Source organism: Amycolatopsis sp. NPDC033938, from assembly GCF_055575975.1.
On the sequence record NZ_JBVIRO010000001.1, the window covers coordinates 1,347,593 to 1,362,862 of the forward strand.

Sequence of the window (15,270 nt, forward strand, 5' to 3'; positions counted from 1 at the left end):
ATGTCGCAGGTCATGGCCGTGGGGATCGGCGGAAAACGACGCTGGCTCATCCTCGCGCTCGGCCTCGCCGCGCAGACCGCGAGCTGTTCGTTCCTCTACGGGATCCCGTTCCTGGTGCCGTCCATGCAGCGTGCGGAGGGGCTCACGCTGGCGGAGGCGGGAACGGTGGTGGCGGCACCGAGTCTTGGCCTGTTGTTCACCTTGATCTTGTGGGGTGCGGCCGCGGACCGTTACGGAGAGCGTTTGGTCATCGCACTAGGCCTGGGCGCATCGGGATTACTCCTCGTGTACGCGGCCCTCGGTGATCACTCGCTCGGGGTTCTCTTTGGGGTGTTCCTGCTCGCCGGCGCGTGCACCGCGTCAGTGAACGCCGCCAGTGGCCGGGCCGTCCTCGGCTGGTTCGGCCCGGCCGAACGCGGCTTCGCGATGGGTATTCGCCAGACGGCCCAGCCGCTCGGCGTGGGGGTCGCCGCGTTCGGCCTCCCGCCGCTCGCGGATCGCTGGGGTTTCCAGGTCTCGCTCCTGCTGCCCGCGCTGGCCGCGATCGTCGTCGCGCTGCTCGTCGCCTGGCTACTGGTCGATCCGCCGCGCCCGGAGCCGCGATCCGCGACCGGCGAGAAGCCGCCGTCGCCGTACCGGAAGCCGGCGTTGTGGCGGGTCCACGGCGCGAGCGCGCTGCTCGTCGTCCCGCAGTTCACGGTTTCCGCGTTCACGCCGGTGTACCTGGTGACCATGCACCACTGGACGGCCGCGTCGGCGGGCTTGTTCGTCGGCGGTGTCCAGATCCTCGGAGCGCTGGGCAGGCTCGCGTCGGGTTACTGGTCCGACCGCGTCGGCAGCAGGCTGCGGCCGATGCGGCAGCTGGCCGTTTCGAGTGCCGCGGCGATGCTGCTCGTCGCGCTCGGGGACGCGACGTGGCCGTGGCTGGTGCTGCTCGCGCTCGTGCTGGCCGCGGTGATCACCGTGTCCGACAACGGACTCGGGTTCACCGCTTCGGCGGAGATGGCCGGGCTCGCGTGGGCGGGGCGGGCGATGGGCACGCAGAACACCGGCCAGAACATCGCCGCCGCGCTGACCCCGCTGATGCTCGGCCTCGTGATCGGCGACTCGCGGTACGCGCTGGCCTTTTGCGTGGCGGCGGTCTTCCCGGCCCTCGCGATCGCCCTCGTGCCCGTCAAGAACGAGGCCCCTCAAGTGCAATGAAAGGTCCTTTCCTTGCAAAATTTGCAAGGAAAGGACCTTTCATAGCGTCCCGTAGGAGGGGTCAGGCGACCGTCAGGCGGTTCTCGAAGGTCTCGACGAGCTTGCGCCACTCGGACTGCTCCGCGTCGAACGGGGCACTCGGCTCGAGGCGCGAGGGGTCCGGCCGCAGCACGAACGACACCAGCCAGCCGAGGCTTTCGTTGGCGGCCAGCGCGGTTTCGACGCTGTCGTCCTCGGCCCACTCGGCGGCGTCGGTGATCAGCTCGACGGCCAGCTCCAGCTGGGTCGGGTCGATCGCCTCCGGGCCCTCGGCGATGTCGTCGGCGATACCGGTCAGCACGTAGGTGTTCTCGGTGTCGACGTCGATTTCGAGCTCGCCCGCGGTGGCCTTCGTGGCCACCTCGTCCCAAGTGGACACTTGGGCGAGGTCGTTGCCCGCCAGGTCCTTGCCGTCCGCGATCGCGCGGATGAGCGCCTTTTCGGAGGTGAAGACGTCGATCTCGCCTTCGCTGCCGAAGAAGATCGGCTTGTCGTCGAGGTAGCAGCGCAGCGTGTAGTACTCGGCGCCGGAGGTGATGATCTTGATCGGGTCGATGCCGACCTCGCCCCAGAAACCGACGGGCTCGTCGTCTTCCTCGTCCTCGTCGACCTCTTCGAGATCCTCGTCGTCATCGGCGGCCGCTTCGGCTTCGGCGGACTCCGCGAGGAAGGTCGCGAGCTCCTCCGCCGTCTGCTCCAGCACCTTCTCGTCGACGTCGGGAGCGGTCACCAGACCGTCGATCGCGTCGAGCACGGTGTCCCACTTCTCGGAGACCGCCTCCGACAGGTCCGCCCACAGCCGCTCGCCGTCGCGGCCGGTGAAGGGCAGCGTGCCCTGGTCCAGCAGCGAGAAGCTCTCGTGCGCGTCGAGGACCTCGTGGACTTCTTCGAGTTCGCACACGTCCGCGAGCGAACGCACGATGCCGATGATCTCGGCCAGCTCGCCGATCGTCCACTGGTCCGGCTTCTCGGCCACCAGCTCCGGGACGCCGACCAGGTCGAAGGTGTGGTCGTCGTCCGGGATCAGCTCGGGCACGTTCAGCGCCGGCACGACCTCCCACGCGGGGTGGTCGAGCAGATCGTGCTGCTCCGACGTCCGCACGAACGCGGCGAGATGCGCGGCGTCGGGGAAGGCGTACAGGTCTTCCTCGTCGCCGAGGAAGGCTTCCCACTCCTCGCCGTCTTCCCGCCAGCGCGGCGCCCAGAGAGTGACGACGTCACCCTGAGGCAGGCCGAGTTCGATCGGGATGATGTCCTGTGCCATTCCTAAGCCCTCTCGGATTACCGCCTGTGTGCGCGCGACCGGGTGATGCTTGCCCGATTGGATGCGCGGTACCGCGAAGCCTACGGGTTTCCGGCGGAGGGCGCGATCACCCCTGGGCAAGAAGCGACCAACGGATGGCACGATAGGTCCTCTGATGACTCTTACAGACCTCCTGCCTGCGGATCCCGACCCCGACTCGCTGTTCGAAGCCTTCTCCACCTGGACGGCCGAGCGCGGGCTCGAGCTGTACCCGGCGCAGGAGGAGGCCATCATCGAAGTGGTCTCCGGCGCGAACCTGATCCTGTCGACACCGACGGGCTCGGGAAAGAGCCTGGTCGCCGTCGGAGCCCACTTCACCGCGCTCGCGCACGGCCGCCGCAGCTACTACACGGCACCGATCAAGGCGCTGGTCTCGGAGAAGTTCTTCCAGCTCATCGAGATCTTCGGCGCCGAGAACGTCGGCATGATGACCGGCGATTCGAGCGTCAACGCCGAGGCGCCGATCATCTGCTGCACGGCGGAAATCCTGGCGAACATGGCGTTGCGGTTCGGTGCCGACGCGCCGGTCGGCCAGGTCGTCGCCGACGAGTTCCATTTCTACTCGGAGCCGGATCGCGGCTGGGCCTGGCAGGTGCCGCTGCTGGAACTGCCGAACGCGCAGTTCGTGCTGATGTCGGCGACGCTCGGCGACGTCTCGTTCTTCGAGAAGGACCTCACCCGCCGGACCGGCCGCCCGACCGCGGTGGTCACTTCGGCGCAGCGGCCGGTGCCGCTCACCTTCCGCTACGCGCTGACGCCGTTGCACGAGACGATGTCCGAGCTGCTCCACGGTGGCCAGTCGCCGGTCTACGTCGTGCACTTCTCGCAGGCGGCGGCCATCGAGCGCGCGCAGACGCTGATGAGCATCAACGTCACCACCAAGGCGGAGAAGGAGGCCATCGCCGAGATGCTCGGCGACTTCCGCTTCGCCGCCGGGTTCGGGAAGACTCTCTCGCGGCTGGTCCGGCACGGCATCGGCGTGCACCACGCCGGCATGCTGCCGAAGTACCGGCGTCTGGTCGAGCAGCTCGCGCAAGCCGGGCTGCTGAAGGTGATCTGCGGGACCGACACCCTGGGCGTCGGCATCAACGTACCGATCCGCACGGTGGTCTTCTCCGCGCTGACGAAGTACGACGGTGTGCGGCAACGGCATCTCAAGGCGCGCGAGTTCCACCAGATCGCCGGCCGCGCGGGCCGTGCGGGCTACGACACCGACGGCTACGTCGTCGTGCAGGCGCCGGACCACGTCGTCGAAAACGCCAAGGCGCTGGAGAAGGCGGGCGACGACCCCAAGAAGAAAAAGAAGATCGTCCGCAAGAAGGCGCCGGAGGGCTTCGTCAACTGGACGGAGAGCACCTTCGACCGGCTGATCGCGGCCGAACCCGAACCGCTCACGTCGAGTTTCCAGGTCAGCCACTCGATGCTGCTGAACGTCATTTCCCGGCCAGGCAACGCGTTCGACTCGATGCGGCATCTGCTGGAGGACAACCATTCCGACCGCGCGACCCAGCGGAAGCTGATCCTGCGCGCCATCGCGATCTACCGCGCGCTGCTCGCGGCGGGGGTCGTGGAGCGGCTCGACGAACCCGACGAGCAGGGCCGGATCGTGCGGCTCACCGTCGACCTGCAGTTCGATTTCGCGCTGAACCAGCCGCTTTCGCCGTTCGCGCTGGCCGCGATCGAGCTGCTCGACGTCGACTCGCCGTCCTATCCGCTCGACGTCGTGTCCATTGTGGAATCCACAGTGGACAATCCGAGGCCGGTGCTTTCGCAGCAGCAGTTCAAGGCGCGCGGCGAGGCCGTGCAGGCGATGAAGGCCGAAGGCATCGAATACGACGAGCGGATGGAACTGCTCGAAAACGTCACCTATCCGAAGCCGCTGGAGGAACTGCTGGAGGCGGCGTATTCCCGCTACCGGCAAGGGCATCCGTGGGTCGACGACTACGAGCTCAAGCCGAAGTCCGTCGTGCGTGACATGTACGAGCGCGCGATGAACTTCGTGGAGTACATCGGTTTCTACCAGCTCGCCCGCTCGGAAGGGCTGGTGCTGCGGTATCTCACCGACACCTACGACTCGCTCCGGCACACGGTCCCCGACGAGGCCAAGTCCGAGGGATTGCAGGACCTCATCGAATGGCTGGGGGAACTGGTACGCCAGGTCGACTCCAGCCTCCTCGACGAATGGGAAGCCTTGCGGCATCCCGAAGAGGGCGGCCCGGTCTCGACAAGGCCGCCGTCGGAGCCGCCCGCGGTCACGCGGAACGAGCGCGCCTTCCGGGTACTCGTGCGGAACGAGTTGTTCCGCCGGGTCGAGCTCGCCTCCCGGCGTGCCTACGGGACGCTCGGGGAACTCGACGCCGCGTCGGGCTGGGACGCGGACGCGTGGGAAGACGCCATCGAGGACTACTTCGACGAGCACGAAACCCTCGGCATCGGCCCGGACGCGCGTGGCCCCCAGCTGTTGATCATCGAGAAGGAGGCGGAGAGCTGGCGGGTGCGGCAGATCTTCGACGATCCGGCGGGTGACCACGACTGGGGTATCAGCGCCGAGGTCGACCTGGCGGCGTCGGACGAGGCGGGGTTCGCGGTCATCCGGATCACCGCTGTCGACCGGCTCTGACGGCGGTCGCGTCCGCTCGCTCAAGCGCTAGGAAAGGACCTTTCCTCGCAAATTTCGCCAGGAAAGGTCCTTTCCTGGCAAATTTCGCAAGGAAAGGTCCTTTCATGGCATCGGGGCCGGGACCTCGGCCGGGGCCGGGCGAAGCTGACGCCGGCGCCGGACCAGCTGAACGATCAACACGATCAGCGAGAGCGCGGGCAACGGGAAGCCGAGGATCAGGCCGATCGTGATGTCCGCGAGCGGGGCCGCGACGGCGGCGACGAACACCCACGTCGGCGCCGTCGGCAGCTTCGGCCCGGAGCGGACCTTGCCCCACGGTTTCGCGATCGAGAGCCACGCCTGGAACGCGATCGCGCTCGCCATCAACGCGGTTCCAGTGACCTGCGCCAGTGACGCCGGTTCCGGGTCCCCGGCCCGCGCCGCCGCCACGGAGTCCTGCAAAGCGCCGGAGAGCAGGAAGATCCCGGCATAGAGCTGGACGAGCGTGATCACGAACTTCGCCAGCACCCACCAATGCCGGGCGAAACCCCAGGCCGTCGCGGCGGCGAGCATGAAGCCGGTGAAGGCCGAAGCGTTGGCGAGCGGGGCCAGCAGGAGGGTGTCGATCTCGTGCGCCATCGACGTCGCGGCGACGCGGACCTCACCGTCTTCGGTCGCCCGGCCGACCGCCAGCAGGGTGAACAGCGCCAAGGCCTGTCCCATCCAGCCCACCGACGTGACGACGTGCAGCCACACGGTCATTTGCCGCCATCGTTGCTTTTTCACGCCGCACAGGTTCGCCTGCCCGCCCGTCCCGGCGCATCGGGGACGACCCTGAAATCACACCGGAAGGGGCGGGAAGCAGGCCTGGGCGTCGTGGCCGTCGAACCACAGCCCGACCATGAACGCCATCGTCGCCTCCATGAGTCGCGCGCGGTCGAGTCCGCCGGCGTTCAGTGGCGTGCACCCGATGTCGCGAACCAGTTCGCTCACTTCGTCGAGCTTGTCGCCGCAGAGCGGCACCGCCAGCGGACGGCCGCCGAACACCGGCGGAGTCATCCGCCAGACGTCCACAGGGCACAGGTTGAACGCCTTGACCACGTGCGCTCCCGGCGCCGCGGCGGCGATCCGCGCGGCTTGGTCGGGGACCGAGAGCGTGGTGCCAGGGCCGACCGCGTTGGTGCAGTCGATCAGCACCTTCCCGGTGAGCTCTCCCGCGGCGGCGAGGACTTCCGTCACCGACGCGGCGGGAACGGCGAGCAGGATCACGTCACTGGCGCGGGCGGTCTCCGCCCAGGTCCCCACCCGCGGGGAGATCTTGGCCGCCTTGGCCCGGTCGCGGGAGGCGACCATCACCTCGTGCCCGGCACCGGCCCACTGGCCGCCGAGCGCCTCCGCCATCCCGCCCGCACCGAAGATACCGATACGCATGTGCTGCTCCTTAAGATCGAGTGGACAGCACGACGGTAGAAAGCCGCGCGGGTACCGAATGGTTACCGGAGGTCCGATGAACGACGTCTTCCTCGCCGATTGCCGTGCCCGGCTGGCCTTCGACCTGATGGCGAACACCTGGAACCCGGTCGTGCTCTGGGCCTTGCGGGACGGCGCGCTGCGGCCTGCCGAGTTGCGGCGACGGCTGGGCGGGATCAGCACGAAGGTGCTCACGGAGACGGTCCGGCGGCTGGAGTTCAACGGCCTGGTCAGCAGGCGTGACTGCGGGCGGACGGCGAAGGTCGAGTACTCGCTGACGGACCTCGGGGCCAGCCTCCTGGGGCCTATCGAAGCCTTCGGTGAGTGGGCGTTCCGGCACGGTGACGACGTGATGGCGGCGCAGGACAGGACGATCCAGGACAGGACGGCGCAGGACAGGACGGGCTGAAAGGGCCCTTCCCCGCATCTCACGCGGTGAAGGGCGCTTTCGTCGCATCGCATGCGGGGAAAGCGTCCTTCAGCAGCTTTAGGCGAGCGGGCGGGCTGCGGCGAGTTTAAGCAGCGGAAGCGCCGCGGCGGTATCGGTGATCAGCGTCGAGACCATGCCGGAGCGGAGCACGGCGTCGATCGCTTCGGCCTTCGGTTCCGTGTAGCCCAGCGCGATCACCTCGGGAACGGCCAGCAGTTCTTCGGCGCTGATCGCCAGGACGTGGTGAGCCAGTCCGGTGGACATCGGCGTGCCGTCGGCGTCGAAGAGCCGCGCGGACACTTCGGCTTTCGCGCCGCGTTTCGCGATGGCGACGCGTTCGGCTTCGTCGAGCGCGTCGTAGACCGTCGACTCCTCGGGTTTCCACGCGCCGATGCTGACGACGGCCTTGGTCAGGTTCTTGAACTGCCCGAAGGTCTCCGCGATCCCTGGCTGCCTTCGCAACGTCTCGGTGGTGCGGCGGTCGGGGAGGACGAGCGGGCCGAAGATCGGGTACGCCTGTCCGCCGGAGACGGCGGCGACCCGGCTGACCGTCTCCACCGACCGGTCCCGCATGTCCATTCCCGCCTGGACTCCGCACAACTGCACGACCGGACAGCGCGGCAGCGACTGGATGGCGTCGGTCATCGCGTTCACGGAACGTGCCCAGGACAGGCCCAGGACGTCGCCGGGAGTGATGATTTCGGTCAGGAGCCGGGCCGCGAGCGTGCCGATCTTCCGCCGGGCGACTTCGCGGGATTCCGGTTCCGGTGCTCGTTCGAGCACGAGTACCCGGTCCAGCCGGTACGCGGTGCGGATCTCCTCGGACAACGCGAGATCCACCGGCGCGGGCAGGTGGAATTCGACCTTGACGATGCCGCTTTCCCTGGCTGTGTCGAGCATCCGGGCGACCTTGAACCGGCTGATGCCGAACTCGTCGGCGATCTCCAGTTTGGACGCGCCCTGGTCGTAGAACCGCCGGGCCACCGCGGCCAGGCGTAAGGACTCCACCAGGCCGAGACCCTGTTTCTTCCCGCTCATATGAGCACTATAACGCGAAATCAACCCGAAAGGTTGACGTAACACCAGGGAAAAGTTCACCATGCCTGAACATGCAGTCTGAAGCATAAGCCTGTCCCGCTCATCTGAGCGGAGAAGAGGAGCTGGCATGCGTGCCGCGATCGTGGACAAGCCCGGGGAGATCAGGGTCGGGGAGGTGCCCGATCCGAAACCGGGGGATCGCCAGGTCGTCGTCAAGGTCGGTGCCTGCGGGATCTGCGGCACCGACCTCCACATCGCCGACGGGCACTTCCCGCCGACGCCGTATCCGATCGTCCCCGGCCACGAGTTCGCCGGCGAGATCGTCGAACTCGGCGCGGATGTGCCGGGTGGCTGGAAGATCGGTGACCGGGTCGCCGTCGATCCGTCGCTGTTCTGCGGCTACTGCAAGCCTTGCCGCTCCGGCCGCGGCAATCTCTGCGAGAACTGGAACGCGACCGGGGACACCGTGAACGGCGCTTTCGCCGAGTACGTCGCCGTTCCCGCCGCCAACTGCTACCGCATGCCGGACACGATGACCTGGGAACAGGGCGCGCTGGTCGAACCGGTCTCCTGCGCCGTCCACGGGGTACGCCGGATCGGCGTCGAGGCGGGGGAGCGGTTCCTCGTCGTCGGCGCGGGCACGATGGGGCTGATCATGCAGCAGTTGCTGCAGCGTGCGGGTGCCCACGTCACGGTGGTCGATCGCAACACCACCCGCCTCGGCCGGGCGATGGATCTCGGCGCGGTCGCGGTCGCGGGTGACGTGAAGGACCTCGACGACGAGAAGTTCGACGCCGCGGCGGACTGCACGGGTGCCGCGCCTGCCATCGAAGCCGCTTTCGACTCGCTTCAGCGCGGAGGCCGTCTGCTGGTCTTCGGGGTCGCGCCCGCCGAAGCACGCGTCGCGCTTTCGCCGTTCAGGATCTACAACGACGAGATCACCGTCGTCGGCTCGATGGCCGTCATGAACAGCTACGGCGCCGCGCTCGACCTCGTCGCCGACGGCGCCATCGACACCGGCGCGCTCCTCACCGACACCTTGCCGCTGGAGCGGTACCCCGACGCGCTCGCCCTCATGCGCAGCGGTGCCGGGCTGAAGGTCCAGGTGCTACCGGGAGGCGAAAGTGCGTAAAGCCGCCGCTCTGCTCGCGGTTCTCCTGCTGACCCTCACCGGTTGCGCCGGTGCGGGCGCGCTCGGGAACGGTGACCGGACGCTCGTCGTCGCGATCGTCGCGAACCCGCAGATGAAGGACGCCATCGAACTCTCCGGCGAGTTCGAGAAGGCGAATCCCGGCGTCACCCTCAAATTCGTGTCGCTGCCCGAGAACCAGGCCCGCGCGAAGATCACCGCGTCGACGGCCACCGAGGGCGGCGAGTTCGACGTCGTCATGATCAGCAACTACGAGGCACCGCAGTGGGCGGCGAACGGCTGGCTCGAAGACCTCGGACCGCATATCGCCGCGAACCCCTCGTACGATTCGGCCGACTTCATCCCGAGCATCAAGGAATCCTTGTCGCACAACGGTTCCCTCTACGCGGTGCCGTTCTACGGCGAATCGTCGTTCCTGGCCTACCGGAAGGATCTGTTCGAGCAGGCCGGGCTCACGATGCCCGCCAAGCCGACGTGGTCGCAGATCGCGGAGTTCGCGGCGAAACTCGACGACAAGGCGAAGGGGATCGCGGGGATCTGCCTGCGCGGCAAGCCGGGCTGGGGCGAGAGCCTCGCGCCGTTCACCACGGTCGCCAACACCTTCGGCGCGCAATGGTTCGACAAGGACTGGAACGCGAAACTGGACAGCCCCGAGTTCAAGGCCGCCGCGGAGTTCTACGTGAACCTGGTGCGGCAGCACGGTGAGGTCGGCGCGTCCAGCGCGGGCTTCTCCGAATGCGGCACGCGGTACACCCAGGGCCAGGCCGCGATGTGGTACGACGCCACGGTCATGGCAGGGACCAACGAGGACCCGTCGGCCAGCAAGATCGTCGGGAAGTCCGGATACGCCCCGGCGCCGGTGGAAAAGACACCGGCGAGCGGCTGGCTCTACACCTGGGCGCTGGCGATCCCGAAGGTCGCCAAGGACTCCGACGCCGCCTGGAAGTTCATGTCCTGGATGACCGACAAGGCCTACGTGCAGCGCGTCGCCAAGGCGTACGGCGAATGGAACCGGGTGCCGCCGGGCGTGCGGAAATCGACCTACGACATCCCCGAGTACCGCGAAGCCGCCAAGGCCTACGCACAGCCGACGCTGGACGGGATCGCGGACGCCGACCAGCGGAAGGCGATGGTGAATCCGGTGCCCTACCCCGGGATCCAGTTCGTCGGCATCCCCGAGTTCCAGGATCTCGGCACCCGGGTGAGCCAGCAGCTTTCGGCGGCGATCGCGGGCCAGATCACCGTGGACGAAGCCTTGAAACAGGCGCAGGAGTACGCGCAGACCGTCGGTAAGTCGTATCAGGAGGTGCAGTGATGGCCACGCTCTCCGCTCCTGCCCGCACCGAGCCCGCCCACGCCAAGGCGGCGGCTCCGAAGCGCGGCACCGACACACCGTTCAAACGACGGCTGCCACTGCTGCCCGCGTTGCTGTTCGTCGTCGCCGTGACCCAGCTTCCGTTCCTGCTGACGGTGTTCTACTCGTTCCAGTCCTGGAACCTGGTGCGGCCCGGCTCGCGGCATTTCGTCGGACTGCGGAACTACATCGACGTCTTCGCCGACTCGACGTTCCTGGCGGCGTTGCTGAACACCGTCGTGCTCACGGTCGTCTGCGTCTTCGTCTCGCTGCTGCTCGGCCTGGGACTGGCGATCCTGCTTGACCGCAAGTTCCTCGGCCGCGGGGTGGTCCGGACGCTGCTGATCACGCCGTTCCTCATCCTGCCCGCGGCGGGCGCGCTGCTGTGGAAGACGACGATGTTCGACCCGACCTACGGGCTGCTGCATTTCGTGTTCGGCACGGACGTCGACTGGCTTTCGGAGTTCCCGCTCGCGGCGGTGATGGCACAGGTGGTCTGGCAGTGGACGCCGTTCATGATGCTGCTGATCCTGGCCGGGCTGCAGAGCCAGCCCAAGGACGTGCTGGAGGCCGCGGCCGTCGACGGGGCGGGCCGCTGGCGGACGTTCACCTCGATCACGTTGCCGCATCTGAGCCGGTTCCTCCAGCTGGCGACCCTGCTGGGGGCGATCTACATCGTGAACAGCTTCGACGCGATCTTCCTGATGACACAGGGTGGTCCGGGTACGGCCAGCACGAACCTGCCCTTCTACATCTATCAGCGCGCGTTCCAAGGGTTCGACATCGGGCAGTCGTCCGCGATGGGTGTCATCGTCGTGATCCTGACGATGATCGTCGCGACCTTCGCGCTGCGGCTGATGTTCCGCACGTTCTCGGTCCAGGGAGGCGCGAAATGAAAAGCCGCTTCGGCACGGGCGCGCTGACGGTCGCGACCTGGGTGATCGCGATCCTGTTCGTGTTCCCGCTGCTGTGGATGATCCTCACGGCCTTCAAACAGGAGGCCGACGCCTACACCGATCCGCCGCGCCTGTTCTTCACCCCGACGCTCGACCAGTTCGCCGGCGTGCTCGAACGCGGGTTCCTGCCGTACCTCTCGAACTCCGCGTTCGTCACCATCGTGTCGACGGTGTTCGTGCTGCTGCTGGGCATCCCGGCGGCGTACGCGCTCTCACTGGCACCGGTGAAGGGGACGAGCAACGCGCTCGGCTTCTTCCTGTCGACGAAGATGCTGCCGATCGTGGCGGCGATCATCCCGCTGTACGTGATTTCGCAGAATACTCAGCTGCTGGACAACGTCTGGGCGCTGATCATCCTGTACACCTCGATGAACCTGCCGCTGGCCATCTGGATGATGCGGTCGTTCTTCCTCGAAGTGCCGCACGAGATGATCGAAGCCGCCCGGATCGACGGCGCGACCCTGCCGGTGCTGCTGCAGAAGATCATCATGCCGGTCGTCGCGCCGGGGGTGGCCGCGACCGCGCTGATCTGCGTGATCTTCTCGTGGACCGAGTTCTTCTACTCGGTCAACCTCACCGCCGCGAGGGCGGGGACCGTGCCGGTGTTCCTGGTCGGGTTCATCACCAGCGAAGGGCTGTACTGGGCGCAGCTGTCCGCCGCCGCCCTGCTCGCGTCGCTGCCGGTGATGATCGTCGGATGGATCGCGCAGAACCACCTCGTCCGCGGCCTGTCCATGGGCGCGGTCAAGTAACCCCGGAAAGGGCCGGTCCGCGAAGGACCGGCCCTTTCCGTGTCTACTCGGCGAGCGAGATCGCCTGGCTCGGGCAGATGTGCGCGGCCGTGCGGGCGTTCTTCTCCGCGTCGCTCCCTTGGGGCTCCGGGACCAGCACGATGACGGTCCCGTCGTCCTCGCTCTGATCGAACAGATCGGGATCGGTGAGCACGCATTGGCCCGCGCCCACACACCTGCCGGCGTCCGCGATGATCTTCATGGCTCCTCCTACCAGGTGACCGGAAGCGCGTGGAGGCCGTAGATCGACGAATCGTGCTTGAACGGCAGTTCGTCGACCGGAACGGCGACCCGGATGTCCGGGATACGCCGGAACAACGTATCGAACACGATCTGGAGTTCCATCCGCGCCAGATTCTGGCCGAGACACTGGTGTGCCCCGAAGCCGAACGCCACGTGGTGCCGCGCGCCGCGTTCGATGTCGAAGGCGTCGGGGTTCTCGAAGCCCTCCGGGTCGTGGTTGCCCGCGTTGCTCAGACCGACCACGCCCTCACCGGCGCGGATGAGCGTGCCGCCGATCTCGACGTCGGCCGTGGCGAAGCGCGAGGTGGCCGTCTCCGCGATCGTGAAGACGCGAAGGAGCTCTTCGATCGCGGGGAGCGTCATGCCGGGGTCGGCCTTGATCTTGGCCAGCTGATCGGGGTTCTCCAGCAGCGTCACCGTGCCGAGCGAAATCATGTTCGCCGTCGTCTCGTGCCCGGCGATGAGCAGCAGGAACGCCAAGCCGACGAGTTCGCCGTGGTCGGCGTCGCCCGTCTCCCGCTGCTTGAGGATCTGGCGGCCGAGGAGGTCGTCCTCGGTGGTGTTCGCTTCCTTCTTGGTGACGAGTTCGTCGAGATAGCCTTCGAGCTGCTCGAACGCGGTCATCCGTTCTTCGGCGCTGACCTCCCGGCTGAGCATCTTGGAACTGCAGGATTGGAAGAACTCGTGGTCCGAATAGGGGACGCCGAGCAATTCGCAGATGACCAGTGACGGCACCGGCAACGAAAGCGCCGTGACGAGATCGGCGGGTTTGGGACCGGCGAGCAGGGCATCGATGTGTTCGTCGACGATCTGCTGGATGCGCGGCTGCAAGGCCTTCATCCGCTTGACCGTGAACTCACCGACGACGTCGCGCCTGGCCCGGCCGTGTTCCGGCGGGTCCATCGCGATGAGGGAAGGCCGGAAAGGCTTGTCCTCGCGCCGGATCTGCCGCGCCACCATCATCGGGAACGACGGATTCTGCCGGTCGGAACTGAAATGCGGGCTGCTCAGCATTTCGCGGATGTCTTCGAGCCTGGTCAGCGCCCATGCCGTCTGCCCGGAAGGCAGGCTGACCCGCGAAACCGGACTTTCCTCGCGAAGCTTTTGATACTCCGGGGGCGGCGAAAACGGGCATTTCCGCGCCAGCGGCAGGGTTGCGGTGGTTTCCTCGACGTCGGTCATCGGTCGTCCTTCCCCGGATGTCGGGTGAGTTCGGGCGAAATCGGACAAGGGGCCCCATAAAACGTATGCGGATGGTTTTATTCCGCTTATGTCACCAAGGTACTCAAGTGGAGGCAGGTCGTCCACTCGCGAAGGGGTGGTCCGTCGGGAAGAGTGAAGTGCGCGTTCGTCCGTGCGAGAATCACGGCGCCGAAGCACCTGTGAGAGGCGAGGACATGACTGCCGACCCCGAGACCCGCTTGCGTGCCGACGCACGCCGGAACCGGGATCAGATCCTGGCCGCCGCGAGGGTGATCTTCGCGGCCCAGGGCGCCGAGGTCCCGATGGAAGAGATCGCGCGGGCGGCGGGCGTCGGCGTCGGCACGCTCTACCGTCGTTTCCCGGATCGGGACGCGCTGATCCGGGCCGTCGCCGTCGACAACTTCGACAGGGTCCTCAGGGACGCGAAGGCGGCGAAAGATCAGGAGTCCTCTGATTGGGACGCGCTGATCCGGCTGCTGCACCAATCGATGGAACTTCAGTTGAGCATTCAACTCGCGATGGTGTCACCGCGGGCGCACGCGATCCTGAGGAGCGATCCCGCGATCAAGGCCCTGCGTGACGACCTGCTGGTGGTGCTGGGCGGCTTAGTCCAGGGCGCGCAGGCGGAGGGCAGGCTGCGGACGGACGTCGCCACGGGGGACGTCGCGATGCTGTTCGCGACGTTGCTGCGGCAGATGCCGGGTAAGGGCAAAGAGGTCGCGCGGATGGCGACCCGGCGCTGCATCGGGATCATGATCGACGGCTTGCGGGCCGGGCGGAACGAGGCGTTGCCGGGCCGGGCGCTGACCAGTGCCGACCTGGATCCGAGTAACTGAAAGTCCGTGAAGGCCTCCTTCCCTGCTATCAAGCGTCAGGGTCCCGGCAAAGTCGAGATCTTGCAGGTCGGTCGGTTATTCCTGCGCTGTCGTGGGGTCGCTTGCGTCGGTGGCGGAGCTTCAGTGTCCACAAGGGACACCGCCGGGCGCCCGAGTGTCCGATTAATGCCGCTATGTACGTTGCTGCGTGGGGTCGTGAGTGGCGATGAGGGTTAGAACAACACTTACCGCTCACGACCCTCTTGTAGAACCGTGCAAATTCGCCCAAAGCGGGCACTGTTATCTCGAAAAGTGTCCCTTATGGACAGTCGAGAGCGGGGTGGGGCACCTTTGCGTGAGCCCGTTCCCGCCGGGCCCACCACGACATGTTCGCCTTGCCCCGGCTCCAGCGGTGCAGCTGACCAGCGCCGACCTGGATCCGAGTAACTGAAAGTCCGTGAAGGCCTCCTTCCCTACCTTGAGCGTAGGGAAGGAGGCCTTCACGGACAGTTCGCATTTAGCGGACCAAACGCGGGAAGTGGCTAGGGCGTGTCCTGGGGATCTTCATCGGAGGTGGAGGATGATGCAGGCGAGGATGATCTCGGCGCGGTGATAGGCGGCTCGTTTGGCGAAACGGGTTGCCAGGCCTCGGAATTGTTTGAGCCGGTTGAAGCAT

General features: G+C 67.0%; 14 protein-coding genes. 8 read left to right on the top strand and 6 right to left on the bottom strand.

The features are described from left to right. Complete coding sequence (locus tag ACZ5ZX_RS06760; RefSeq protein WP_465501063.1) at positions 1-1,203, top strand: MFS transporter; 1,203 nt, start codon at positions 1-3, stop codon at positions 1,201-1,203. A gap of 61 nt (positions 1,204-1,264) precedes the next feature. Here the strand turns inward: ACZ5ZX_RS06760 and ACZ5ZX_RS06765 are convergent, their stop codons facing one another. After that, positions 1,265-2,506, bottom strand: coding sequence for a primosomal protein (locus tag ACZ5ZX_RS06765; RefSeq protein WP_465500970.1), 1,242 nt, complete (start codon positions 2,504-2,506; stop codon positions 1,265-1,267). 154 nt (positions 2,507-2,660) lie between these two features. On the opposite strand from ACZ5ZX_RS06765, the gene ACZ5ZX_RS06770 reads away from it, so the two are divergent. Further along, positions 2,661-5,165, top strand: a complete 2,505-nt coding sequence (locus ACZ5ZX_RS06770; protein ID WP_465500971.1) for a DEAD/DEAH box helicase — start codon at positions 2,661-2,663, stop codon at positions 5,163-5,165. A gap of 102 nt (positions 5,166-5,267) precedes the next feature. Here ACZ5ZX_RS06770 and ACZ5ZX_RS06775 read toward each other — a convergent pair whose 3' ends face one another. Both ACZ5ZX_RS06775 and ACZ5ZX_RS06780 read right to left on the bottom strand, forming a co-directional pair. Continuing rightward, positions 5,268-5,930: a hypothetical protein gene (locus tag ACZ5ZX_RS06775; protein ID WP_465500972.1), complete on the bottom strand. Its 663-nt coding sequence runs from the start codon at positions 5,928-5,930 to the stop codon at positions 5,268-5,270. Positions 5,931-5,984: 54 nt separating this feature from the next. Then, on the bottom strand, positions 5,985-6,713 hold the full coding sequence (locus ACZ5ZX_RS06780) for an NADPH-dependent F420 reductase (protein ID WP_465500973.1): 729 nt from the start codon (positions 6,711-6,713) through the stop codon (positions 5,985-5,987). Between ACZ5ZX_RS06780 and ACZ5ZX_RS06785 the strand changes: the two genes are divergently transcribed. Continuing rightward, complete coding sequence (locus tag ACZ5ZX_RS06785) at positions 6,652-7,023, top strand: winged helix-turn-helix transcriptional regulator (protein ID WP_465500974.1); 372 nt, start codon at positions 6,652-6,654, stop codon at positions 7,021-7,023. The genes ACZ5ZX_RS06780 and ACZ5ZX_RS06785 overlap by 62 nt on opposite strands. Positions 7,024-7,101: 78 nt before the next feature. Here the strand turns inward: ACZ5ZX_RS06785 and ACZ5ZX_RS06790 are convergent, their stop codons facing one another. Then, positions 7,102-8,082, bottom strand: coding sequence for a sugar-binding transcriptional regulator (locus ACZ5ZX_RS06790; RefSeq protein ID WP_465500975.1), 981 nt, complete (start codon positions 8,080-8,082; stop codon positions 7,102-7,104). Between the two features lie 127 nt (positions 8,083-8,209). On the opposite strand from ACZ5ZX_RS06790, the gene ACZ5ZX_RS06795 reads away from it, so the two are divergent. Genes ACZ5ZX_RS06795 through ACZ5ZX_RS06810 form a run of 4 tightly spaced genes read left to right on the top strand, consistent with a single transcriptional unit; the run spans position 8,210 to position 12,294 of the window. Beyond that, positions 8,210-9,214: a zinc-dependent alcohol dehydrogenase family protein gene (locus ACZ5ZX_RS06795; protein ID WP_465500976.1), complete on the top strand. Its 1,005-nt coding sequence runs from the start codon at positions 8,210-8,212 to the stop codon at positions 9,212-9,214. Continuing rightward, positions 9,207-10,547 (top strand): ABC transporter substrate-binding protein, encoded by a 1,341-nt coding sequence (locus ACZ5ZX_RS06800; RefSeq protein WP_465500977.1) that lies wholly within the window; start codon positions 9,207-9,209, stop codon positions 10,545-10,547. Before ACZ5ZX_RS06795 ends, ACZ5ZX_RS06800 begins: the two co-directional genes overlap by 8 nt. Further along, the gene (locus ACZ5ZX_RS06805; RefSeq protein WP_465500978.1) at positions 10,547-11,482 is read left to right on the top strand and encodes a carbohydrate ABC transporter permease; all 936 of its coding nucleotides are present in this window, start codon (positions 10,547-10,549) and stop codon (positions 11,480-11,482) included. Before ACZ5ZX_RS06800 ends, ACZ5ZX_RS06805 begins: the two co-directional genes overlap by 1 nt. Then, a complete protein-coding gene (locus ACZ5ZX_RS06810) occupies positions 11,479-12,294 on the top strand; it encodes a carbohydrate ABC transporter permease (RefSeq protein WP_465500979.1) in 816 nt (271 codons plus the stop codon). Before ACZ5ZX_RS06805 ends, ACZ5ZX_RS06810 begins: the two co-directional genes overlap by 4 nt. 43 nt (positions 12,295-12,337) lie before the next feature. Here the strand turns inward: ACZ5ZX_RS06810 and ACZ5ZX_RS06815 are convergent, their stop codons facing one another. Together ACZ5ZX_RS06815 and ACZ5ZX_RS06820 are read right to left on the bottom strand one after the other, a co-directional pair. Beyond that, complete coding sequence (locus ACZ5ZX_RS06815; protein ID WP_465500980.1) at positions 12,338-12,535, bottom strand: ferredoxin; 198 nt, start codon at positions 12,533-12,535, stop codon at positions 12,338-12,340. Between the two features lie 8 nt (positions 12,536-12,543). Further along, complete coding sequence (locus tag ACZ5ZX_RS06820) at positions 12,544-13,758, bottom strand: cytochrome P450 (RefSeq protein WP_465500981.1); 1,215 nt, start codon at positions 13,756-13,758, stop codon at positions 12,544-12,546. Positions 13,759-13,973: 215 nt separating this feature from the next. Between ACZ5ZX_RS06820 and ACZ5ZX_RS06825 the strand changes: the two genes are divergently transcribed. Further along, positions 13,974-14,615 carry a TetR/AcrR family transcriptional regulator gene (locus ACZ5ZX_RS06825; RefSeq protein ID WP_465500982.1) on the top strand — a complete coding sequence of 214 codons (642 nt, stop codon included), beginning with the start codon at positions 13,974-13,976 and terminating at the stop codon, positions 14,613-14,615. Positions 14,616-15,270: the final 655 nt, after the last annotated feature.